Below are 22,904 nucleotides of genomic sequence, written 5' to 3' on the forward strand. Positions count from 1 at the left end.
CGGTGAGTGAAACTTCGGGACAAGTGGTGGCTGTTGCAGCAGACGACGCTCATCGCTTCAGTAAACCTACGAGAGATTCCGTCACGCTGGTGGCAGGGCTCGGCATCGCGGGCGATGCGCACGCGGGAGCGACCGTGCAGCATCTGGCACCGATGGCGAGACACCCCGAACGACAGAACGTACGTCAGGTGCACCTCATTCACGAGGAACTCTTCGAACACACTGCAGCGCGCGGTCATTCGGTGAACCCCGGTGACCTTGGCGAGAACATCACAACGCGTGGCCTTGATCTGCTCGCAATGGGGCGAGGCACGCGGCTCGAATTCGGTAGCGGCGCAATCGTAGAACTGACAGGCCTGCGAAACCCCTGCGCGCAGATCAACGGGTTCTCACCCGGTCTGATGAAGGAGCTGATCTATGTTGACGAGCGGGGCGACACCGTTCGGCTGGTGGGTGTGATGTCGGTCGTCATCAACGGGGGAGAGGTGCGTGCGGGAGATCGCATTCGGGTCATCGTTCCTGACGTGCACGAACCTCTGTTGCCGGTTTAGCGATGATGGCTGCTCTCAGCACCGTCTGGAACCGCGTGTTCGCGGTGCTCGGTCGCGTGTCGATGTACCGGTTGGTCTATGTGCTGCTCGCGGTCCTCGCGGGCACCGCCTTGCTGCTCTCTTTCTTCGGGCTGGTCGGTCCGGCTCCGCTTGAGCTAGTAATCACCCTGCTCGTGCTGTCGCTGGTGTGTGTACTCGTCGACGCCGCAGCGCAGCGGGCGCTCTCGCTTCCCTGGCGCGTCGAGTCGTCTCTGATCACAGCCCACATCTTGCTCTTCGTGTTGCGCCCGACCCTCGACGTCGCGGCGCTGGGGGGAATCGCCCTCGCAGCGACAGCCGCTTCGCTGTCGAAGTACGTGCTGGCGTGGCGCGGTCGCCACATATTCAATCCCGCGGCGGTCGGGGCCACCGTGCTGACTCTCGTGAGCATCGCCGCGCCCGCGCTCGGCGCTTCATCGTGGTGGGTGGGCACACCAGCGATGGCCGCGCCGGTGATCTTGTGTGGCCTTATCGTGCTGTGGCGCACCGAGAAGATTCGTGTCATCGCGCTCTTCTTGCTTGTGGCCGTCGTCGTCGGCACTACGCGCACTGTGCTGCAATATCAAGCGCTCGGGCAGAGCGTTGACTTCGCAACGATTGCTGCGGCCGTGCTGTGGTCGTCGCCGTTCTTGTTCCTAGGCGCATTCATGCTGTCCGAACCGCTCACCCTGCCGCCGCGACGGTGGCAGCAGTATCTCGTGGCGACCGTCGTCGGCGTGCTCGCAGCCTGGCCGATCGATCTGGGCCCCATATCGCTCGGACAGGAACGAGCACTGCTCGTCGGCAACCTGGTTGCGTTCGCGTTCGCCGTGCGCACTGCAGTTCGCCTTACCCTTCAATCACGCGCTGCGCTCACCCCGACGGTCAAGCAACTCACCTTCCGTGCACCGCGCGGCTTTCGGTTCACAGCCGGACAGTACATCGAACTTGAGGTGCCGCACCGCCATCCCGATGCGCGCGGCACTCGGCGCGAGTTCTCAATCGTGTCGTCGCCTGAGGAGCTGCCCAGTTTGCGGGTCGCATTCAAGGAAGGGTCCCAAAGCTCCTACAAGCGTGCACTCGCACTGCTCGAGCCCGGCGGCGCGTTGCCAGTGACCGGAGTGTGGGGCGATTTCGTGCTTCCATCGCATCGCGAAGAGCCGATTCTTCTCGTCGCGGCGGGCATCGGCGTGACACCGTTCATCTCGCAGCTGAACCACCTTCGGCTGACGGGAGAACTGCGCGACATCGTCGTGGTCTACGTCGCCTCGGAGGCTGCCGAGCTCGCATTTCGCGACGAGCTGGCAGCATCCGGGGTTCATGTGATCGTCTTCACGCGCGACGAACCTTCAGACATGCCCTCGCACTGGACGTGGGCTCGCGGTCAGCGCCTCGATGCAGCCGGTCTGCTGGGCTTCGTGCCTGACATTGCACGACGTCATGCGTACGCGTCGGGGCCGCCAGGGCTCATCGCAGACCTGACGCCGGCGCTGGAGCGCGCGCGTTCGATCACCACAGACGCGTTCAGCGGCTACTGATCTCGGAGTCCTCGGCGGGGTCGACGGCTTCGGGCTGCAACGGCAGGCGAACTTCGAACGTTGTGTCGCCGGGTTCGCTCTCCACCGTGATGGTGCCTTGATGGGCCTCCACGATGGCGCGAACGATCGACAACCCGAGTCCAGTGCCACCGGTTTGGCGCGCGCGCGAACGGTCGGCCCGTGAGAAGCGCTCGAAAAGCTCGTCTTTGACCCCGGGATCAATGCCTGGCCCGTTGTCGTGCACCCGCAATATCGCATCATCCGCGCTGCGTTCGATCTGCACATTGACTTCGGTTCCTGCAGGCGTATGAGTGCGTGCGTTCGCGAGCAGATTGGCCGCAATCTGATGCAGCCTGCCTGCGTCAGCGGCAATCATGACGGGCTCGTCGGGTACGTCGACCGTCCAAGTGTGATCAGGGCCAGCCGGTCGCGCGTCACCCACCGCTTCAAGCGCGAGTCTGGTCAAATCGACACTGCCGTACACCAGCTCTTGCCCTTCGTCGAGACGCGCCAAGAGCAACAGGTCTTCGACGAGCGTCGTCATGCGCAGCGACTGCGCCTGAATGCGCTCGAGCGACTGCGTCGTCGGATCGTTCGGGTCGGAATCCGCCACCGGTTTGCGGCTGAGCGCGCGAAGCGAAAGCTCGGAGTATCCGCGGATCGATGCGAGCGGAGTGCGCAGTTCGTGGCTCGCATCTGCGACAAACCGGCGCATGCGTTCTTCATTGCGCTGGCGTGCGGTGAGTGAGTCATCAACGTGGTCGAGCAAGGTGTTCAACGAGGCCCCCACGCGTCCGACTTCGGTGCGCGGATCTGCTTCGGCCTCGGGCACGCGGTCGGCGAGCAGCACTTCGCCCTGATCGAGCGGAAGTTGAGCCACACGCTCGGCCGTGGCAGCGACCGCGCGCAGCGGTGCGAGGCCAGCGCGAATAGTCCACGCCGTGGCGACGGCGAGAACGATGAGTCCTCCGGCGGTGAGCAGGCCGATGGTGATGAACATCTGGCTGAGGGTGGTGACCACATCGGCGCGTGAGAGGCCGACGACGACTGCGGACTGTCCCACACCGAAACCGGTCACTCGAAAAGTGTCTGCACCATCGATAGTCACCACGAGCGGTCCTTCGCCCTGGAGCCCTTGGTCGAGTTCATCGATCTGATCATCATCGAGAGCGACGACTTCGCCATCGTCGTTCATGAAAGCGGCAGATGGCCCGCCGAACGGAGTCGCGATGGCGAGAAGCAGCCCTGGTTGCGCTTGTTGAGTGGCGAGAATCTCTTCGGCAGTCTGCCCAGCCAGAATCTGTGGCTGTATCCATGAAGCGGTGCGCTGCGTCGTCGCCTTGAGCTCGCTGTCTAGGCGTCCTTCGAGCACCTGGCCGAGTATTGCGCTCATTGCCACCGCAACGAACACCAGAATCAGCGAAACGATCGACACGACGGTGACAATCAGACGTCGTTGAAGCGTCCAGGGAGCACGACCATGCCGCGCTCGAGCTCTCTGCCCGGTCGCGGGTTCGGCTGGCTGCGCTGGCTCGGCTGTCACTGGGGTGCCTTGATCATGTATCCGACGCCGCGCACAGTGTGAATCAGGGCCTCGTCGTGGCCATGGTCGATCTTCTTGCGAAGGTAAGAGATGTAAAGCTCCACGACGCTCGAGCGGCCGCCGAAGTCGTAGTCCCAGACGCGGTCGAGAATCTGAGCCTTCGACACAACGCGGCGCTGATTGCGCATCAAGAATCGCAGCAGCTCAAACTCGGTAGCGGTGAGTTCGATCTCACTGGTGCCGCGAGTAACTTCGTGGCTGTCTTCGTTGAGGGTGAGGTCGGCTACGCGCAAGATCGGTTCAGCGCCGCTCGCGTGTGCGGTGCCAGAACGCCGCATCAGTCCGCGCAGTCGGGCGACCACCTCTTCGAGGCTGAAGGGCTTGGTGACATAGTCGTCGCCGCCGGCGGTGAGGCCTGCGACGCGGTCGCCGACAGCATCCTTGGCAGTGAGAAAGAGAACGGGCACATCATCGCCCGACTGACGCAGTCGCTGCAATACCGCCATGCCGTCAAGATCGGGCATCATGATGTCGAGCACCATGGCGTCGGGGGCGAACTCGCGGGCGACCTGCAGCGCTTCGAACCCTGAGCTGGCGGTCTTCACGTCCCACCCCTCCATGCGCAGCGCCATCGACAGCAGGTCAGTGAGCATGGCCTCATCGTCAACCACGAGCACGCGCAGGGCTGAACCGTCGGGGCGGGTGAGGGCAGTTTGCGGGGTAGTCATGTCTTCTATTGTGCGCAGTTTCCTATGAGCTTGCTATGCGCCGGTATTTGCGTCAGCTGTGAATCGGTCAGGCGGCGAATCATAGGCAACTCTTAACTTTCTCTAACAGTTCGCATGAGCCGCGTCTCTAGCGTTTTCTCATCGACGGGTACCTGGCTCGGCTTGAGGAGAATTGATGTACGGAACGTACCTACGGCGAGAACTCGCCGGAAGAAAGAAACAGACGATCATCGTCGCGGCAGGACTTGCTGTTGCGATTGCGCTTGTCATCATTGTGAATTCGCTCGCGACAGGCGTCAAAGACGCTCAGGCGCAGGCTCTCGAATCGGTGTACGGAGTGGGCACCGACCTCACCGTCACCGGCGCAAGCGCCGAGCCCGGTGAGCGCGGACAGCGGTTCGAGTTCGGTGCCGAAGCGGGCGAAACGACCGACGGCACGACGGCGCTCAGTCAGTCGCGGCTCACGACAGACTTTCTTCGTGGCACGCTCGACTCCTCGACAATCGAGACGGTAGCGGCGGTGGATGGCGTCGCTGCGGCATCAGGCGCGCTTTCGCTGACCAACACGACTTTCTCAGGAGAGCTTCCCGACTTCGCCGAGTCCGAGCAGATCGACCCCGGCCAGGCAACCGAAGGCGAGGGCGCGGGGGGACAGGCTCCTCGCCAGGGCGGCGCCGACGGCGCCGGCGGCAGCGCGTTCGACCTCGACACCTTCACGGTGCTGGGCATCGACCCTGCGGCGACAACATCGGGACCACTCTCGGCGATGGAAGTTGCTGAAGGCCGCGCGCTCGATGCCGCTGACTCCGAGCAGCTTGTGGCGCTCGTTGACGCCACCTACGCCGCAACGGCCGAGATCGCACTGGGCGACACCATCGACGTGGGCGGCAATGCCGTCGAGGTTGTCGGAATCGTCGCGTCTACTACGAACGAGGCCGACACGGCAGCCAACGTGTATCTGCCGCTTGACACCGCTCAGACGCTTGCCGGGCTTGAAGACGTCGTATCGACCGTCTACGTGCAGGCTGCCAATGCGGGCGACATCGACGCCGTGCAGGCCGCAATCGCAGACGAGCTTCCTGACGCGACCGTGAGCTCACAGTCAGATCTTGCCGCCACCGTGTCTGGATCGCTTTCTTCAGCATCCACTCTCATCACCAACCTCGGCACCTGGCTGTCGATCATCGTCCTCGGGGTCGCGCTTGCGCTCGCCGTGCTCTTTACGATCTCGGGCGTATCCCGCCGCACTCGCGAGTTCGGCACGCTGAAGGCGATCGGGTGGTCGAACAATCGAGTCGTGGGACAGGTCGCGGGAGAATCCGTGGTGCAGGGACTCATCGGCGGAGCGGCAGGGCTGATCATCGGTCTCGCGGGCATCATCGCCGTAAACCTCATCGCTCCGACGATTTCGGTGACCGAAACGGCCACGACAGGCCCCGGGGGCGCGGAAGCGCCGGGCGTGCAGGGCGGCCAAGCCTTCGGCGCGGTCACTGAAACCTCGACCGAGATCGTGCTCAATGCGCCGTTCTCACCCACTGTGATCGCGTTGGCGATGGGGATCGCTGTTCTGGGCGGTGGTCTCGCCGGGATCTTCGGCGGCTGGCGTGCCGCGCGATTGAGTCCGGCCGAAGCACTGCGATCGGTGGGCTAGTGGCAATGCACACCGACAACACCGCCCCGACCCGAGCGGCGGGCACTCATTCTGAAGGAGATACCGAGATGACGCTAATCGCTACCCATACAGAGCAGGGTCTGGATGCTGCACCCGTCGTGCTCTATCGGCTCTCTGGAGTCACGCGCACATACCGCCAGAAAGACCGGGTTGTGAAAGCGCTGGCCGGCGTCGATCTCGAGATCACCCGAGGTGACTTTGTCACCATCCAGGGCCCAACCGGGGGAGGCAAGTCAACCCTTCTTCAGCTGCTGGGTGCGCTTGATCGCCCGAGCGCCGGCTCGGTGATGCTGGGCGATACTGATCTCGCCAAGGCCTCGAATGCGCAGCTCACCAAGGTGCGCGCCCACGAGATCGGCTTCGTCTTTCAGGGGTTCAACCTGATCCCGACGCTCACTGCGGCCGAGAACGTCGATATGGCCCTTGAGCCGCTGGGAGTGACCAAACAGGAACGCGCGCAGCGTGTTGAAGAAGCGCTCGCGCGAGTCGGCCTGGCAGAGCGCGCCGATCATCTTCCGGGTGAATTGTCGGGCGGGCAGCAACAGCGTGTGGCGATCGCCCGAGCAATCGTGAAGCAGCCAAAGGTGCTGCTGGCAGATGAGCCGACCGGCAACCTCGATGAAAGCATGCGAGATGAGATCCTCGTGGTGCTTGAGGCGCTTTGCGCCGAGGGACTGACGCTCATCGTCGTCACGCACGACTCGGCTGTCGCCAAGCGCGCCAAGCGGCGACTGCGGCTTGAACGCGGCACCGTGCGTGACATCACGCGCAAATAGATAGTGAGAAAGCAAAACGCGAGCCCCGGTTCGACCGGGGCTCGCGTTTTCGCGCGTGACGCGTTAGCGGATGCTAGTGAGTGTCTTCTGCCTCGACTTCACTGCGATCTCCCGACCACAGTGTGTGAAAAGTGCCTTCTTTGTCGACACGCTTGTACGTGTGTGCTCCGAAGAAGTCACGCTGGCCCTGAACGAGGGCTGCCGGCAGGCGGTCTGCGCGCAGACCGTCGTAATAGGCCAGCGAAGACGCGAACGCGGGCGCGGGGATGCCGGCGGTGGCCGCCGTGGCAACAATGTGACGCCACGCTGCCTGCGCCGGGCCCAAGGCGTCGACGAAGTATGGAGCGGTGAGCAGCACTGACAGCTCGGGGCTTTCGGCATACGCATCAGCGATGCGGTTGAGGAACTGCGCTCGGATGATGCAACCGCCGCGCCAGATCTTCGATACTGCGCCGAGGTCGATCGTCCAGTTGTATTCGGCGGCTCCCGCGCGAATCTCGTCGAAGCCCTGCGAGTAAGCGACGATCTTCGAGGCGTACAGTGCCAGGCGCACCTGTTCAATGAACTCGTCGGTGTCTTCTACCGATAGGCCCTCGCTCGGACCGGGAAGTTCACCCGACACCGATCGCTGCTCGGGGTGGCTCGACAGCGAGCGCGCGAACACTGCCTCAGCGATGCCAGACACTGGAACGCCCAGGTTCAGCGCAGTTTGCACCGTCCATGCGCCGGTGCCCTTGGCGCCTGCCTGGTCGAGAATCACATCAACGAGAGGCTTGCCGGTGTCGGCATCCATCTGCCGAAGCACCTCGGCCGTGATCTCAATCAGGTAGCTCTCAAGCTCACCCTTGTTCCATTCCGCGAAGACGTCGGCGATCTCGGCGGGGGACTTTCCCGTCGCGCGTCGGATCAAATCGTAGGCTTCGGCGATGAGCTGCATGTCGGCATACTCAATGCCGTTGTGCACCATCTTGACGAAATGACCGGCGCCATCGTGACCGATGTGTGTCACGCAGGGTTCGCCTTCGGCGACGGCTGCGATGGACTTGAGGATGGGCCCGAGCGTCACCCACGATTCGTCTGAACCGCCAGGCATGATCGACGGTCCCAGCAGGGCGCCCTCCTCGCCGCCTGAGATGCCAGCTCCGACGAAGTTGATTCCCGTTTCGCGGACGGCCTTCTCGCGACGGATCGTATCGGTGAAGAGCGCGTTGCCGCCGTCGACAATGATGTCACCGGGCTCGAAGGCCTCAACGAGAGCATTGATGACGGCGTCGGTGGCGCCGCCAGCCTTGACCATGATGATGGCGGTACGGGGTTTCTGCAGGCTGGCTGCGAACTCGTCGTACGAGTAAGCGGGAACGAACTTCGCCTCGGGGTGCTCAGCAACAAGAGTCTCGGTCTTGTCATGGCTGCGGTTATAGATCGCGACCGTGTTGCCCTCGCGGCTTGCGAGGTTGCGGGCGAGATTCGATCCCATTACCGCGAGTCCAACAACGCCGATATTGGCGGTTCCGCTCATTTTTCTCCTCAGTCAGAGCCGAGCTCTCGCACCGCTGCGTGGTAAGCGGCAGGGCTGGCGGTTTCAGCGTAGCGCGCCACCGCTCTGCCTCGCAGGTTGTGTGACGGTAGGTGCGCTTCGTCGGTTCAGTGGATGGGGATAGACGATTCCCGCCTAATGATCATATCATTGGGGCTATGCGGGACGATGTTCTCGTCGCCGTCTCCCTCCGACGATGGACAACAATTCATGATCATCCTTGCGCTGGAAGCCAGCACAACGTCTGCCAAGACGATGCTCTTCGATACTGACAGCGGCGAAATCGCTGTTAAATCGCGGCGCTTCGAGACCGACGGGCCAGACGCCGCTGTGCGCGACGGTGACGCGATCTGCACTCAGCTGTTTGCGCTCGGGCGCGAAAGCGCGCACGGTCATGACGTTGACCTGATCGTGCTGAGCGGCACCTGGCATGGTCTCACCTTGCAAACACCCGCGTTCGACGCCATCACGCCCGTAATGGAGTGGCCGTACACCGGCGCACAGGATCTCTGCGCGGGGTTGCGAGACGACGCGGAGCTTACATGGTGGTTCTACGAGCGCACGGGCTGCATGGTGAACGCGGTCTACCCCGTGTTCAAGCTCATGCATCTCGCGCAACAAGGCCATGACCTTGCTTCTGCTGTCGCCATGGATCAGCCGAGTCTCGTGTTCGCCCGGTTGACGGGTGAGTGCTGGACGAGTCCGTCGCTCGCTTCTGGTACCGGCCTGCTCAATGCCACGACCGCAGATTGGGACCACGAGGTCATTGCACGCTTCGGGCTCGAGCACGTGCAGCTTCCCGAGCTTCGAGCGTCTACGCAGACGGCGTCCCTTCTGCCAGAAGCGGCCACTCTGCTCGGCATTCGCGCTGGTGTGCCAGTGCTTGTTCCCGGGCCTGACGGTGGGCTCAGTCAAGTTGGCGACCTCGCGACCGAACCAGGAGATATGACATTTTCGATGGGCACGAGCGGCGCGTTGCGGCTTGCCTCGCGGCATCCTGCCTTTTCGCCCACGCTCAGTACCTGGTCGTACCGCTCGCCTATGGGATCACTGAGTGGCGCAGCAACCTCAGGTTGTGGAAACTGTGTCGATTGGGCGCGCGAGCGCCTCTTCGGCATGTCGACTGACTACGCCGAGATTGAGCCGCTACTGTCTGCGGACCGACTTGACACGCCGGTATTCATGCCGTTCTTGTTCGGTGAGCGCAGTCCAGGATGGCAAGACCAGCGACAGGGGGGACTGCTCGCACTGCAACCGCATCACACCCGCGCTGACATGTACCAAGCCGTGCTCGAGGGCATTGTCTACTCGCTGTTTCACTGCTTCAAAGAGCTGACCGCGCTAAGCGGTTCCCCCAGGCGCGTCATTCTCTCGGGTGGCGTGCTTTCCTCCCCGTTTTGGACGCAGCTGACCGTCGATGTCTTCGGCGTCGAGATGGAAGTGTCGACGCAGCAGCACAGCTCGACGGTGGGTGCCATTCGCATGGGGCTCGCCGCGCTGCAGCTGCCCATGCAGCATCCGGCACTTGACTCGGTCGAACGCCGAATCGTTCGACCTCGACCAGAGCGGCGCGCGCAGTATGACGCCGGCTTCACGCGGTATTTGGATCACTACTCACGAACAGTGCCTGTTGCCCCGCCGAAGAGCTGACGCGGCACGAAGCGGCTGACTGGCTTCAGCTCAGCGACCGCACCTCTGACAGAACAGCGTCGACGTAGCGACGGGTGTGGTGTTCGGCCGCTTCGGCGTCGCCGCGAGCGATCGCCGCTGCGGTCTGAAGGTGGTTGTGCAGCGCTTCGTGGTGAGGCGTCGGGGGAGTGAGCCCCTCGCGTGAACGCCCACTGATCACTGCCGCGATCGCAGACTTGGTCGCGGCAAGCATCAGGTTGCCGCTCGAGTCGAGGATCAGATCGTGGAAGGCGATGTCGGCGCGCAGGTACTCCTCGGAGTCGCCCCTGCCCTGGCTTCCCAGTTCGTTGAGCTGGTCAGCCAATCTGGTGAGTTCGGCTCGCTCCACATCACTCGCACGCGTAGCGCTGAGGCGGGCGGCGACCGGCTCGATCGCCGCGCGCAGCTCGTTCACGACTACCAGCTGCTGATCTCGCCGCGGGCCCGTGAGCTGCCAGGCGATCAGCTGGGAGTCCAGGGCGTTCCACTGGTTCACCGGCCGGACGGTGAGGCCAACTCGACGGCGCGATTCGAGCATCCCCATGGCCTCGAGCACCCGAACGGTCTCTCGTACCACCGTTCGCGAGACTCCGTACTCGGATTCGAGTCCGGCGAGGGTGAGAACGACGCCGGGCTGCAGTTCGCCCGATGCGATGCGCTCGCCGAGCGCATCGAGCAACGGTCGGTGAGCTGCTTGCGCCACGAGGGCCTCCAATAAATATGATCAAAGCTTGCCAAAAATATGATCATTGTGGCAAGATCACTGCACGCGCTGAAAATTCATAGAGCGCGTCGCACGAATCCTAACGCGGGAGCCGGGGTGTCCCCGAGTTCTCATTCCTCACATCAACGGAGATTCAGATGGAAGATTGGACCCAAACGCTGGGTACCGGGCCGCTTCTGGCCATAGCTGCGGGCGCGATCGCGCTCATTCTTGTGCTCATCATCGTCTTCAAGGTGCATGCCTTCTTGACGCTGATTATCGTGTCGTTGCTGACCGCACTGGTTGCGCAAGTGCCGGTGTCGGAGATCGCGACGACTCTGCTGGGCGGGTTCGGTGCAACCTTGGCGAGCGTTGCGTTGCTCGTGGGCCTGGGAGCGATGCTCGGAAGACTCATAGAGCATTCCGGCGGCGCCAAGGCGCTGGCGGATCGCTTCGTCGAGATCTTCGGTGAAAAGCGCGCTCCGTTTGCGCTCGGCGTTGCATCGCTGATCCTTGGCTTCCCGATGTTCTTCGACGCGGGCCTCGTGATGATGCTCCCCATCGTCTTCGCCGTGGCGCGGCGCGTGTCAAAGAACAATGTGCTGCTGTTCGGCCTGCCCGCCGCGGCCGCATTCTCGGTCATGCACGTATTCCTTCCGCCCCACCCGGGCCCGGTCACCGCCGCAGGTCTGTATGGCGCCAACCTGGGAATCGTCCTATTGCTCGGACTGCTGATCGCATTCCCGGTGTGGTACGTCTCGGGCTACCTGTGGGCGAAGTTCATCTCTGCGCGCATCAAGCTGCCTGTTCCCGCGCTTTTCGGTTCGATCGACGACGACCAGCCGGCTAACCCGCCCAAGCCGATGACGATCGTGCTGATACTGCTGTTGCCGATGTTCCTCATCTTCCTGAACACTGGCCTCACGACCCTCGCGAGCGAAGGTCTGGTCGCCAGCGACTCGCTGTGGGTACAGGTTCTGACCTTGCTCGGCAACTCGTTTGTCGCGCTGCTGATCACCGTTCTGGTGGCGACGTATGTTCTCGGCACTCGCCGCGGCGAGAACGGCACCGCTCTGGAGAAGACGCTTGATTCTTCGTTCGGTCCGGTTGCTTCGGTCATCTTGATCACCGGCGCTGGCGGAATGTTCGGTGGCGTCTTGCGCGCGTCAGGAATCGGTGATGCATTGGCAGACACGCTGAGTGACCTGGGCCTGCCCGTCATCGTCGCCGCCTACATCATCGCGGTTGTCATTCGCCTTGCACAGGGATCTGCGACCGTCGCACTGGTGACTGCCGCAGGACTCGCGGCGCCGGCGGTGCTCGCAGGCGATTTCAATCCGCTTCAGATAGCAGCGATCACGCTCGCAACCGCTGCCGGCTCCGTCTTCGCCGGGCATGTGAACGACTCCGGATTCTGGCTCGTCGGGCGACTCATGGGCATGGACGTCAAGACCACCCTGAAGACATGGACCGTGCAGCAGGCGATCGAGTCCGTACTGGCATTCGTGCTCGTTCTCGCTGTATACGGCGTTGCCACCCTCGTCTGACCGCAACTGAAAGGCACCTCTGCTCATGTCTGAACTTTTCACTGTCGCTGACCGTCTCGCGCTGGTCACCGGTTCATCCCGAGGACTCGGCCGGTCGCTCGCCCTCGCCCTCGCGCGAGAAGGGGCCCGTGTCGTCGTTCATGGGCGAAATGCGCAGGCAGTGGAAAGCACTCGTGCCGAGGCTGAACGTCTCTCAGGACGACCGGCGGCGGCTGTCACTTTTGATGTGACTGACGCTGCCGGCGTCGAGGCTGGCATCGCAAAGCTCTTCGAGGAGGTCGGCGTGCCTGACATTCTCGTCAACAACGCCGGCGTGCAACGGCGTGGCCCGTTCACAGAGTTCTCTGTCCAGGACTGGGACGACATCATCGCGGCGAACCTCAACGGGGTCTTCTATGTATCTCGATTTGTGGCGCCTGCCATGGTTGAGCGGGGCTCCGGAAAGATCATCAACGTGGCCTCGGTGCAGTCATTGCTCGCGCGCCAGACCATTGCCCCATACTCGGCCTCCAAGGGGGGTGTTGTGCAGCTGACCAAGGGCATGGCCGCGGATTTGGCGCGACATGGCGTGCAGGTGAACGCGATTTCTCCTGGGTACTTCGCGACAGAGATGAACAAGGATCTCGTCGATGACCCGGATTTCACGGGTTGGCTGAAGGCCCGAACCCCGGCTCAGCGCTGGGGTGACTTCGCAGAGCTAGACGGTGCGCTTATTCTGCTCGCCTCAGATGCATCGAGCTTCATCTCGGGTCAGAACATCTTCGTCGACGGTGGAATGACCGCCGTCGTATGACCATCGGAAAGGAACAGATGATGCGCGCTGCCTATATCGAAGCCACGCAGAATCTCGTCGTGCGCGAGACATCCATCCCGCAGCCGGGCCCCGATCAAGTACGAGTACGAGTGGATTACGTCGGAATTTGCGGATCGGATCTCCACTACTACTTCACTGGTGCCAACGGTGCGTTCGTCGTGCGAGAACCGCTCATTCCCGGACACGAACTGTCGGGTCGTGTCGACGATGACCCGCTGGGAGTCTGGGAGCGCGGCAGGCCGGTCACCGTGCATCCCGCAACGTTCGGGACTCCGCTCCCCGAAATCATCGATGAGCCACACCTTTGGCCGGGCGGGGCGTATCTGGGAAGCGCTTCGACAACACCGCACACCCAGGGTGCTCTGGCGGAATACATCTTGGTCGAGCGTGACATGATTCGCCCCCTGCCGGAGTCGTTGCCCGTGCGTCGCGCGGTGCTCGCCGAACCGCTCGCGGTAGCGCTTCATGGCATCGCGCAGGCGGGTGGCGTCGCAGGTGCGCGCGTGCTCGTCACGGGCGCTGGGCCCATTGGCCTGCTGGCTGTTGCTGCTGCTGCCGCGGCAGGTGCGAGCAGCATCTGCGCCACAGACGTTCTGCCCGGACCGCTGGCCCGCGCCAGCGCACTTGGCGCCGACACGGTGATCAACGTGGCTGCAGACGAGGTTCCTGAGAGTGCCTACGACATCGTGCTCGAATGCTCGGGCGTCGCACCGTCGATATCTAGCGCGCTGCGAGCGGTTCGCGCTCGAGGCACCGTGGTTCAAGTCGGGATGGTTCCCAACGAGAACCGACCGCTGAATATTGCGCCATTCATCTCAAAAGAGGTGCGATGGGTAGGCACATTTCGTTTCAAGGACGAGATTGATCGGGCCGTTGCCCTACTCGATTCGCACCCGAGCATCGAGAGAGTCATCACCCACGAGGTATCCGTTGAGTCCATCGAAGAGGCGTTCCAGATCGCTCGCGACTCGGAGCAATCCGGCAAGGTCATCGTTTCGATGTGGCCGGAGGGCGGATAGCTCAGTTGTTGTCGTAGGAGCGGCCCATTGACCAGAAAGCCAACGTCGTTCCGACTGCACCGATCAGCGCGACAGCGCCGACCACCCACAGCAACACGTGTGTCAAGAATCCGTACTCCATGCAAAACCTCCGGGTGCTGATCGGGTGAGTCTTCATCGTAGCCGGGTCACTGCTAGACTCTGTGCTTGTACTTCGGCGAGGGATGCCCCGATTTCGCTCTACAGCAGCAATCGGCATCCGTAATCGACGCGGTGATCTAGGCCCCGGCTTTCCTCACGCGCTCGCGTTTGAGTCGAAACAACCCCACATACCCTGGGCCTTCGCAGGTTGGCCCGCTGACAGAACGGGCCTGAGCGCCCGCAAGGAGCAACAATGTCGAACGAGCCCGACCACAAGGTCATCGCAGACGTCCGTGAGAACTTCGGCAAGGGCTTCGCCCGCCGCCTTCGCGCCGCTGGCAAGATTCCTGCCGTGATCTACGGACACGGCACCGAGCCCGTGCACGTAGCCCTGCCCGGTCACCAGGTTGCGCTGCTCATCCGCCGCGCAAACGCGCTGCTCACGATCGTCATCGATGGCAAGGACCAGCTCACCCTGGTTAAGGACGTGCAGAAGGACCCGGTGCACCAGATCATCGAGCACATCGACCTCATCGTCGTGAAGAAGGGCGAGAAGGTCCAGGTTGACATTCCGGTCACGGTCGTCGGCGAGCCTGCTGCCGGCATGAACGTGAACCAGCACGCAGTGTCGGTTCTGCTCGAGGTTGAGGCAACTCACATTCCGCAGGGCGTTGAGGCTGACGTTGAGGGTCTTGAAGAGGGTGCTCACATCACCGCAGCCGACCTGTCGCTGCCTAAGGGTGCGTCGCTGGCCGCTGACCCCGAACTGCTCATCGTGGCGATCTCGGCGCCGTCTGCTGCTGCTGAAGAAACAGACGCCAAGCCTGCTGAGGGCGAAGCTCTTGACACGCAGGCCGAGGAAGCAGCCGAGTAAGACTCTCACAATAGCGAGGGGGTGCGGATTCCGCGCCCCCTCGTTTCGGTTTCTACGCGCCGTCAGACAGGATGGAAGACATGGCACAGTCTTGGTTGATCGTGGGCCTGGGCAATCCGGGGCCGCGCTATGAGACCACCCGCCACAACGTGGGGCAGCTGGTCGTGGACGAACTTGCGGCTCGCCGCAGCGAAACGTTCCGCGCGCACAAGACGAACTCGCGAACGGTTGAGACCTGGTTGCGCCCGGGCGGCGACAAACTCATTCTCGCCAAACCGAACAGCTTCATGAATGTTTCGGGCGGTCCCGTCGCAGCTCTGGCGAACTTCTACTCCGTGGATCCGGGCCATGTCGTCGTCGTGCACGACGAGCTCGACATCCCGTTCGACACGATCAAGCTAAAAATCGGCGGCGGACACGGTGGGCACAATGGGGTGCGCGACGTCGCAAAAGCGCTGGCCACCCCCGAGTTTCCCCGAGTGCGGGTGGGCATCGGGCGTCCGCCCGGACGGCAAGAGACATCCGATTGGGTGCTTGATCCATTCGGAGCTGTCGAGCGAAAAACCCTCCCGATCTTGGTGTCGGATGCTGCCGACGCGGTGGAACAGCTGATTGCCGAAGGCCTGGTCGCGGCTCAGCAGAAGCATCATGCACCGCGAGGCTAGCGGCGGGAGAGGCGCGAGCTCAGAGAGATCCGCTCGCATTCATCGTCGCGCCGACCGCGAGGGCGCTCGGTATGACGACCAGCGCGATGAGCGGTCCAGCGCTTGCCAGCACAACCGCGGCGATTCCGGCACCACGCCCGCGTCGGCGCACAATCGCGACGATGCCCTGGATGAGAGCCCAGGTGCCGCACACGGTGCCGACCCAGAAGGCGATCTCGGCAAACAGCACCCACTCGCGCACCGGAGTCAGGGTCGCGGGACTGAACTGCGCAGAAGTGAGCACATTTTGCGTAAGCGCACCCTGGCCGATTTCGAAGGCGGCGAGCCCCAGTGCCACGGGTACGACAATGGCCGCAAAGAGAGAGAGCAGCAGCGCGACAACGCCGAGCGCGGCGCTACGCTTCTGTGCCGGGGGAGCGTCGGCACCGCGTTGTTGTGCGGGCGCGGAATAGCCCGGAGGCATCGAATAACCTGCGGGCGGAGCAAAAGGACGTGCGCTCGGCGCCGCCCACCCGCTCGTTGCGGGCGCGGACTGCGGCACGGGGGGTTGACCAGGTGTGGAATCGCTCACGCCTTCATCCTAGAAGCGTGCTTGTCTTGCGTGGGAGCGCGACTGCCGGGGTGTCGGCTGTGCGCCGTACACTTCTAAGGTGACAGTTCCCGGGATAGTGCGCGCCCTCGAGCAGGCGGAGCCCTTTCAGGACGCCGTTTCTGTGGCGCCTGTAAACGCCGACTTTTCTCTCGTCGAAGGGCTTGACGCCCCGCTTCTTGCCGCTCTTATCGAGCGCCGCCGCGCAGCCGGAAAGCCGCCGGTGGTGCTGCTGATTGCACCCACCGGGCGACGCGCTGAGTCGCTCGGGCCCGCGCTCGGTGCGCTTTTGCCCGGTGCCGAGGTGTTTCACTTTCCTGCGTGGGAGACCCTGCCTCATGAGCGTCTGAGCCCGAGTGCAGAGACTGTCGGCAAGCGGCTCGAGATTCTCGCGCACGTGGCGAAGTGGCAGGGCAAGACGCCACTTGTCATCACGTCGTCCGTGCGCGGGGCGATTCAGCCGATCGCAGCAGGCCTCACCGACGTTGGACCGATCGAGCTGTCGATGGGCAGCCGAGGCAACGAACTGGGCGATGTGGTGCTGGGGCTCGTCGAACGTGCCTACTCGCGCGTCGACATGGTGTCGCGCCGCGGTGAGTTCGCTGTGCGCGGCGGCATCCTCGACGTGTTTCCTCCCACCGCTGCCCATCCCTTCCGCATCGAGTTCTTCGGCGACGAGGTCGACCAGATTCGAGAGTTCTCCGTCGCTGACCAGCGCTCGCTGCCTGAGGACGTGCGAACAGTGTCACTTCTGCCGAGCCGTGAACTTCTGCTCACGCAGGACGTCCGCGAACGTGCCGCCGCGCTGCACGAGACGTTCCCCGGTCTTCGCAACATGCTCGAGAAGATGACCGAGGGAATTCCCGTCGAGGGCATGGAGTCACTGCTGCCCGCCCTGGTCGATCGCCTCGTGACGCTCGTTGATTATCTGCCACAGGGCGCAGCGGTCGGCTTGGTTGACCCCGAACGCGCCGTGAGTCGCGCGATCACGCTGAGTGATACCAACCGCGAGTTTCTGGATGCTGCGTGGAGCGCCGCGACCGCGGGCGCCGACACGCCCGTAGACCTTGGCACGGGCGATTTCGTGCCGTTGCCCGCATTGCGCGAAGCCGCAGAATCACGCGGCGATGTCTGGTGGACTTTGAGTTCATTCGACTCCGGCGAGGCAGATGCCTCGGCGGAGGGGCTGCTCGACATCGATGCAGCCCTCGAGGCAGCGCGAGTCGTGCGCGTGCCGGGCAACGCGGTGCCCTCGTTCCAGGGAAACGTCGACGGTGCAACAGCACACATTGCCGAGCTGCTGCAAGCGGGGTGGCGTGTGATCGTCACCGCCTCCGGTGCTGGCTTGGTCGAGCGCGCGCGCGATGTGATGGCCGAGCGTGGAATCGCCGCGCGCATGGTCGATGAGGTTCTCGCCATTCCTGAGCCGGGCGTCGCGCACGTGGTGCTGTCTGTTCTGGAGCGCGGATTCGAATCAGCCGAGGCCAAGCTCGCGGTTCTCACCGAGTCTGAGTTCTACGGCCGCACGATCGGTGGCGACCAGCGCGTGGTCAAGAAACTGGCATCGCGGCGTCGCAATGTGGTTGACCCGTTGCAGCTGAAGGCGGGCGATGCGGTCGTGCACGTCACCCACGGCATCGGAAAGTTCGTTGAGCTCACCCAGCGCGAGGTCTCGAGCGGCGGTCGCAACGCGATCAAGAGCACCCGCGAGTATCTCGTGATCGAGTACGCGCCGTCCAAGCGGGGCTACCCGGGCGACAAACTGTTCGTGCCGACGGACCAGCTCGACCTGCTGTCTCGCTATGTCGGGGGCGAGACGCCAGTGCTGTCGAAGATGGGCGGTAGCGATTGGGCCCAAGCGAAGGGCAAAGCACGCCGCGCGGTGCGAGACATCGCGGTCGAACTGGTGAAGCTCTATTCTGCGCGCATGGCAGCCAAGGGGCACGCCTTCGGCCCTGATACGCCGTGGCAGCGTGAGCTCGAAGAGGCATTCCCGTTCGCCGAGACCCCTGACCAGCTGCAGACGATCGATGAGATCAAAGCCGACATGGAGAAGCCGATTCCCATGGATCGACTGCTGTCGGGCGACGTCGGATTCGGTAAGACCGAGGTGGCAGTGCGCGCCGCGTTCAAGGCCATTCAGGATGGCAAGCAGGTCGCAATGCTGGTGCCGACCACGCTATTGGTCAAGCAGCACATCGAGACGTTTGCCGAGCGCTTCGCCGGATTCCCCGTGAAAGTGCGAGCGCTCTCGCGCTTTCAGACCGATAAACAGGCCCGCGAGGTTCTCGCTGGCATCACCGACGGCACTGTCGACATGGTTATCGGAACGCATCGCATTCTCACCGAAAAGGTGGTTTTCAAAGATCTCGGCCTGATGATCATCGACGAAGAGCAGCGATTCGGCGTAGAGCACAAAGACGCGTTGAAGAAGCTCAAGACGAACGTCGACATTCTCGCGATGAGCGCCACACCCATTCCGCGCACGCTCGAGATGGCAGTCACCGGCATTCGCGAGATGTCGACGTTGCAGACTCCACCCGAGGATCGGCACCCGATTCTGTCGTACGTCGGACCTCGCAATGACAAGCAGATTGCGGCTGCCATACGTCGTGAAATGTTGCGCGAAGGCCAGGTGTTCTTCGTGCACAACAGAGTGCAGTCGATTCAGCGTGTGGCGTCTGAACTCGCCGAGCTCATTCCAGAGGCGCGGGTTGTCGTGGCGCACGGTCAGATGGGGGAGCACCAGCTCGAGCAGGTCGTCGACGATTTCTGGGAGCGAAAAGCAGACGTGCTGGTGTCGACCACGATCATCGAGACCGGCCTCGATATCGCGAATGCGAACACCATCATCATCGACCGCGCAGACAAGTATGGGCTGAGCCAGTTGCACCAGCTGCGCGGGCGAGTCGGTCGCGCACGCGAGCGTGCCTACGCCTACTTCATGTACGACGAGATGAAGCCGCTCTCTGAAACCGCTGCCGACCGTCTGGAGACTATCGCGGTCAACAACGACCTCGGATCCGGCATGCAGGTGGCACTGAAAGACCTCGAGATCCGTGGTGCGGGAAACATGCTGGGCGCCGAGCAGGCGGGGCACATCGCTGGCGTCGGCTTTGATCTCTATCTGCGAATGATCGGCGAAGCTGTCGCGACTTTCCGAGGCGACGACGTCGAGGGCCCTGTCGAGTTGCGGCTCGAGCTGCCCGTGCAGGCTCGTATTCCTGAGGCTTATATCGACAGTGAACGGCTGCGACTCGAGGCGTACCAAAAGCTCTCAGCGGCGTCTGCCGCGCAGGCGAAAGACGATTCGCTCGATGCGGTGATCGACGAGCTTCGTGATCGCTATGGCGAGCCGCCCGCAGATGTTGAAGGACTGCTGTCCATCGCTCGGTTGCGCCGGCGCGCCACGCAGGCCGGACTGACCGATGTGGTTGCGATGGGGCCGAACCTGCGCGTCGCACCCGCTCATCTGCCGGACTCGATGCGCGTGCGGTTGCAGAGGCTCTATCCGAAGGCGAAGCTACTCGCTGGCGGAGATGCCCTGGTTGTGCCGCTGCCGCGGGTGGATTCGGAACCAGTCAGTGACGCCGACTTGATCGCGTGGGTTGGTCAGCTGATCGATCAGCTCTGGCCTGCGCCCGCGAAACCCGCCGCCGCACAGTAGTCTTCGTGCCGCACGCAGACGATCACCTCTCGCAGTGATCGTCTGCGTGGCATGGTGTCACCCGGTGTTCTGCAGCCCGGCCGCGACACCGCTGACCGAGAGCAGCAACAGCCGTTGCTGCGCAGCATCCACCGGAGCGCTCTCATCGGCATCGCGCAGGGCGCGCAGCGCGCGCAGCTGCAGCAACGAGAGCGCATCGACGTAAGGGCTACGCATCTTGACGGCCCGCTGCAGAACAGGCTTATTGCCTAGCAGTTCGCTCCCGCCCGTGATGCGGGTCACCCAGGAGCGAGTGAGCGCCATTTCATCGCGCACAAGCGTGGCGAGGTCGTCACGATCGCCCAGATCGAGGTAGCGCTGCGCGATGCGGTCGTCGGCCTTGGCGAGGCTCATCGCGACGTTGTCGATCATCGTCTGGAACAACGGCCAATCAGCGTAGGCCTGCGTGAGCAGAGCTTCGTCGGCGACCGCATCAAGAGCGGTTCCCAGCCCGAACCATCCTGCGAGGTTGATGCGGGCTTGAGTCCAAGCGAACACCCATGGGATGGCACGCAGGTCTTCGAGCGACTCCACTGACAGTCCGCGGCGGGCGGGGCGTGAGCCGAGCGCCAGCAGACCGATCTCTTCCATCGGGGTCACGGTGGCGAACCAGGGGGCGAATCCTGGTGCCTTGACGAGCGAGAAGAAGCGTTCACGCGAAGCGGTGTCCATGGTCGCTGCGACTTCGGCGTACTTCTCCGCCGCATCGAAGTTGCGCTTCTCGTTCGACGGTGACGAGGCCAAGAGTATCGCCGCAGCGACTTGGTCGATGTGCCGCATCGCAATTGCCGGGTCACCGTAGCGTGCGAAGATCACCTCGCCCTGCTCGGTGAGCTTGAATCGGCCGTCGACAGAGTGCTGCGGCTGAGCGAGAATCGCCGAGTTCGCAGGCCCGCCACCGCGGCCGAGCGCACCGCCGCGACCGTGGAAGAGGGTGAGCTCGATGCCCTCTTCCTGGGCCCACGCCGAGATCTTCGCCTGGGCTTCGTATAGTGCGAGGTTGGCAGCAACCGGGCCGACGTCTTTCGATGAATCGGAATAGCCGAGCATCACCTCAAGGCGGCGCCCGGTCGCCTCGAGCCTGGCAGCGAACTCAGGATGGTTGACGATCTCGGCGAGAATGCCTGGCGCGGCCTGCAGGTCGGCGAAAGTCTCGAAGAGCGGAATGACATCGAGCACAGGGGTGTTGCCGTCCGGCCCGGCAGCGAAAGCTGCAAGCCGGTGCACGTTGGCGAGGTCTTCAGCTGATTGCGTGAATGACACGATGTAGCGCCCGGCGGCACGTGGTCCGAAGCGCTCCTGGATGAAGCCGACCGAGCGAAAGACGTCGAGTACTTCCTCGGCTTGCTCGCTGAGCGCACCGCCGGCATCAAGTTCAGCGAGCACCTTCGTGTGAACGGCGGAGTGCTGGCGCACTTCGAGCTCGCTGAGGTGAAAGCCGTAGGTCTCGACCTGCCAGATCAGCTGCTGCAGATGGCCGTACGCCTGACGCGACGCGCCCGCAGCGACGAGCGAGTCCTGGATGACGCGCAGATCGGCGAGCAGATGCTCGGGATCGCGGTAGGCGAGATCAGCGTTGCGCGCGTGCGTGGCCGTGAGCTTGCGGGCGATCAGCAGCATGATTCGCCGGTATGGCTCGTTCGGCGAGCGTTCGGCGATCTCGGCGGCAGCGTCTTCATCCGCAGCCTTCAATCGTCGCCAGAGTGCCCCGGCCGCGTCGCTGGGCGGGGTAGATGTGGCGTCGAGCGTGAGCGTTCGGCCGATGCGGTTGGCGGTGCGTTCAAGGCCGAGCAGCACGTGCTCGCTGGCGATTGCCGCGGCTTTGCGCGTAACCGAGGCGGTCACAAACGGGTTGCCGTCGCGGTCGCCACCGACCCACGAACCCACTCTCACGAACGGGCGCACCACAGGTGCACGGTCGCCGGCCGCGGGGCCCTGCAGCGCGTCGTCAACGCGGCGATACACGTGGGGGACGGCGGTGAAAAGCGTTTCGTCGAACACCGCCATGACAGCGCGCACTTCGTCGGTGGGTGACGGCTTCTGCGGCCGCAACGGCGCCGTTCGCCACAGGGTGTCGATCTCTTCGAGCATCCGCCGCTCGGCGCGGCGCTGGTCGGCGCCGTTGCGGAGCGCCAGGTCGTGCTCTTCGAGCAGCTCCGACAGGCGACGGATGCTCTGCGAAACGGCACGGCGTCGCGCTTCGGTGGGGTGTGCGGTGAACACGGGGTGGAATCGCATTGCCTGCAGACGCTTGAGCGCCGAATCGTCGCCGACTTCTTCGGCCAGCCGAACGAACGCGGCGGCTACCGAATCGGTCGCGCTCTCGCGGGCGGGCCGCCCGTCGCGCTGGCGCAGCACTCGCACTCGCTGATGCTCTTCGACTAGGTTCACGAGGTGGAAGTAGGTGGTGAACGCTCGGGCGACTTCGTCTGCCCGCTCGACGGTGAGAGAGTCCGCGATGCTGGCCGCCCGTTCGAAGGCTTCGGGGGATTCGTCCGTGTAGGCGTGGATGGTCGCAACGCGCAGGCGCTCGACATCGTCGTACAATCCCTTCGACCCGCTCTCGCGGAGTACTTTGCCAAGGAGAGAGCCGAGCATTCGGACGTCGGAGCGCATCTGCTCCGGAATCTCCTGGCCGGCTTCGAATCGTCCGACAAGGTCGATCGCTTCGGTGTGAGTCAGTTCGCGCATCCTCTAACGGTAGCGTCGCTGTGTTTCGCGTTGGTCACGCGGGCGGTACTTATGACGTTGAACGTCGATAGACTCTTCTGCGGAGTGCCGGGAAGTCTGGTCGGCGTCGGTAGAGAACCACCGACTGGCACTCTGAAAGGACCCT

At 63.5% G+C, this 22,904-nt stretch carries 17 protein-coding genes; 11 read left to right on the forward strand and 6 right to left on the reverse strand.

All coding sequences use genetic code 11. From position 1 onward, the window contains the following. The first annotated feature begins 2 nt into the window (after positions 1-2). Together SJY18_RS00240 and SJY18_RS00245 are read left to right on the forward strand one after the other, a co-directional pair. Positions 3-551, forward strand: coding sequence for an MOSC domain-containing protein (locus SJY18_RS00240; protein WP_396668012.1), 549 nt, complete (start codon positions 3-5; stop codon positions 549-551). Between the two features lie 2 nt (positions 552-553). Continuing rightward, the gene (locus SJY18_RS00245) at positions 554-2,107 is read left to right on the forward strand and encodes an FAD-dependent oxidoreductase (protein WP_396668013.1); all 1,554 of its coding nucleotides are present in this window, start codon (positions 554-556) and stop codon (positions 2,105-2,107) included. On the opposite strand, the gene SJY18_RS00250 is transcribed toward SJY18_RS00245, so the two are convergent. Continuing rightward, positions 2,094-3,542, reverse strand: coding sequence for a sensor histidine kinase (locus tag SJY18_RS00250; protein ID WP_396668014.1), 1,449 nt, complete (start codon positions 3,540-3,542; stop codon positions 2,094-2,096). The genes SJY18_RS00245 and SJY18_RS00250 overlap by 14 nt on opposite strands. A 104-nt stretch (positions 3,543-3,646) precedes the next feature. Continuing rightward, positions 3,647-4,378: a response regulator transcription factor gene (locus tag SJY18_RS00255; protein WP_337338353.1), complete on the reverse strand. Its 732-nt coding sequence runs from the start codon at positions 4,376-4,378 to the stop codon at positions 3,647-3,649. Positions 4,379-4,553: 175 nt separating this feature from the next. On the opposite strand from SJY18_RS00255, the gene SJY18_RS00260 reads away from it, so the two are divergent. After that, positions 4,554-6,029 (forward strand): ABC transporter permease, encoded by a 1,476-nt coding sequence (locus SJY18_RS00260; protein WP_396668015.1) that lies wholly within the window; start codon positions 4,554-4,556, stop codon positions 6,027-6,029. A 68-nt stretch (positions 6,030-6,097) separates the two neighbouring features. Continuing rightward, positions 6,098-6,826: an ABC transporter ATP-binding protein gene (locus SJY18_RS00265; protein ID WP_396668016.1), complete on the forward strand. Its 729-nt coding sequence runs from the start codon at positions 6,098-6,100 to the stop codon at positions 6,824-6,826. 73 nt (positions 6,827-6,899) lie between these two features. Here the strand turns inward: SJY18_RS00265 and gndA are convergent, their stop codons facing one another. Beyond that, the gene (gndA, locus tag SJY18_RS00270) at positions 6,900-8,345 is read right to left on the reverse strand and encodes an NADP-dependent phosphogluconate dehydrogenase (protein ID WP_337338350.1); all 1,446 of its coding nucleotides are present in this window, start codon (positions 8,343-8,345) and stop codon (positions 6,900-6,902) included. 228 nt (positions 8,346-8,573) lie between these two features. Between gndA and SJY18_RS00275 the strand changes: the two genes are divergently transcribed. Beyond that, positions 8,574-10,013: a gluconokinase gene (locus SJY18_RS00275; protein WP_396668017.1), complete on the forward strand. Its 1,440-nt coding sequence runs from the start codon at positions 8,574-8,576 to the stop codon at positions 10,011-10,013. 25 nt (positions 10,014-10,038) lie between these two features. On the opposite strand, the gene SJY18_RS00280 is transcribed toward SJY18_RS00275, so the two are convergent. Continuing rightward, the gene (locus SJY18_RS00280) at positions 10,039-10,734 is read right to left on the reverse strand and encodes a FadR/GntR family transcriptional regulator (protein WP_396668018.1); all 696 of its coding nucleotides are present in this window, start codon (positions 10,732-10,734) and stop codon (positions 10,039-10,041) included. A 158-nt stretch (positions 10,735-10,892) separates the two neighbouring features. Between SJY18_RS00280 and SJY18_RS00285 the strand changes: the two genes are divergently transcribed. The 5 genes from SJY18_RS00285 to pth all read left to right on the forward strand — a co-directional run bounded on the left by SJY18_RS00285 (position 10,893) and on the right by pth (position 15,773). After that, positions 10,893-12,281, forward strand: a complete 1,389-nt coding sequence (locus SJY18_RS00285; RefSeq protein ID WP_337338347.1) for a GntP family permease — start codon at positions 10,893-10,895, stop codon at positions 12,279-12,281. A gap of 25 nt (positions 12,282-12,306) precedes the next feature. After that, the gene (locus tag SJY18_RS00290; RefSeq protein WP_396668019.1) at positions 12,307-13,074 is read left to right on the forward strand and encodes an SDR family oxidoreductase; all 768 of its coding nucleotides are present in this window, start codon (positions 12,307-12,309) and stop codon (positions 13,072-13,074) included. A 20-nt stretch (positions 13,075-13,094) separates the two neighbouring features. Further along, on the forward strand, positions 13,095-14,114 hold the full coding sequence (locus tag SJY18_RS00295) for a zinc-binding dehydrogenase (protein WP_396668020.1): 1,020 nt from the start codon (positions 13,095-13,097) through the stop codon (positions 14,112-14,114). A gap of 373 nt (positions 14,115-14,487) precedes the next feature. Next, positions 14,488-15,108, forward strand: coding sequence for a 50S ribosomal protein L25/general stress protein Ctc (locus tag SJY18_RS00300; protein WP_396668021.1), 621 nt, complete (start codon positions 14,488-14,490; stop codon positions 15,106-15,108). An 80-nt stretch (positions 15,109-15,188) separates the two neighbouring features. After that, complete coding sequence (gene pth / locus SJY18_RS00305) at positions 15,189-15,773, forward strand: aminoacyl-tRNA hydrolase (RefSeq protein WP_337338343.1); 585 nt, start codon at positions 15,189-15,191, stop codon at positions 15,771-15,773. Positions 15,774-15,792: 19 nt separating this feature from the next. Here pth and SJY18_RS00310 read toward each other — a convergent pair whose 3' ends face one another. Further along, positions 15,793-16,344 carry a hypothetical protein gene (locus SJY18_RS00310; protein WP_396668022.1) on the reverse strand — a complete coding sequence of 184 codons (552 nt, stop codon included), beginning with the start codon at positions 16,342-16,344 and terminating at the stop codon, positions 15,793-15,795. A 79-nt stretch (positions 16,345-16,423) separates the two neighbouring features. On the opposite strand from SJY18_RS00310, the gene mfd reads away from it, so the two are divergent. Further along, positions 16,424-20,029 carry a transcription-repair coupling factor gene (gene mfd / locus SJY18_RS00315; protein ID WP_337338341.1) on the forward strand — a complete coding sequence of 1,202 codons (3,606 nt, stop codon included), beginning with the start codon at positions 16,424-16,426 and terminating at the stop codon, positions 20,027-20,029. Positions 20,030-20,086: 57 nt separating this feature from the next. Here the strand turns inward: mfd and SJY18_RS00320 are convergent, their stop codons facing one another. Continuing rightward, positions 20,087-22,759: a phosphoenolpyruvate carboxylase gene (locus tag SJY18_RS00320; protein ID WP_396668023.1), complete on the reverse strand. Its 2,673-nt coding sequence runs from the start codon at positions 22,757-22,759 to the stop codon at positions 20,087-20,089. Positions 22,760-22,904: the final 145 nt, after the last annotated feature.

The sequence above is a fragment of the Microbacterium sp. R86528 genome (assembly GCF_044596335.1).
GTDB lineage: Bacteria > Actinomycetota > Actinomycetes > Actinomycetales > Microbacteriaceae > Microbacterium > Microbacterium marmarense.

Coding starts and splice junctions, on each gene's coding strand:
- pth (WP_337338343.1), top strand. CDS start 15,189: ATGGCACAGTCTTGGTTGATCGTGGGCCTGGGCAATCCGGGGCCGCGC.
- SJY18_RS00265 (WP_396668016.1), top strand. CDS start 6,098: ATGACGCTAATCGCTACCCATACAGAGCAGGGTCTGGATGCTGCACCC.
- SJY18_RS00285 (WP_337338347.1), top strand. CDS start 10,893: ATGGAAGATTGGACCCAAACGCTGGGTACCGGGCCGCTTCTGGCCATA.
- SJY18_RS00260 (WP_396668015.1), top strand. CDS start 4,554: ATGTACGGAACGTACCTACGGCGAGAACTCGCCGGAAGAAAGAAACAG.
- SJY18_RS00245 (WP_396668013.1), top strand. CDS start 554: ATGATGGCTGCTCTCAGCACCGTCTGGAACCGCGTGTTCGCGGTGCTC.
- SJY18_RS00300 (WP_396668021.1), top strand. CDS start 14,488: ATGTCGAACGAGCCCGACCACAAGGTCATCGCAGACGTCCGTGAGAAC.
- gndA (WP_337338350.1), bottom strand. CDS start 8,345: ATGAGCGGAACCGCCAATATCGGCGTTGTTGGACTCGCGGTAATGGGA.
- SJY18_RS00255 (WP_337338353.1), bottom strand. CDS start 4,378: ATGACTACCCCGCAAACTGCCCTCACCCGCCCCGACGGTTCAGCCCTG.
- SJY18_RS00320 (WP_396668023.1), bottom strand. CDS start 22,759: ATGCGCGAACTGACTCACACCGAAGCGATCGACCTTGTCGGACGATTC.
- SJY18_RS00295 (WP_396668020.1), top strand. CDS start 13,095: ATGCGCGCTGCCTATATCGAAGCCACGCAGAATCTCGTCGTGCGCGAG.
- SJY18_RS00275 (WP_396668017.1), top strand. CDS start 8,574: ATGATCATCCTTGCGCTGGAAGCCAGCACAACGTCTGCCAAGACGATG.
- SJY18_RS00290 (WP_396668019.1), top strand. CDS start 12,307: ATGTCTGAACTTTTCACTGTCGCTGACCGTCTCGCGCTGGTCACCGGT.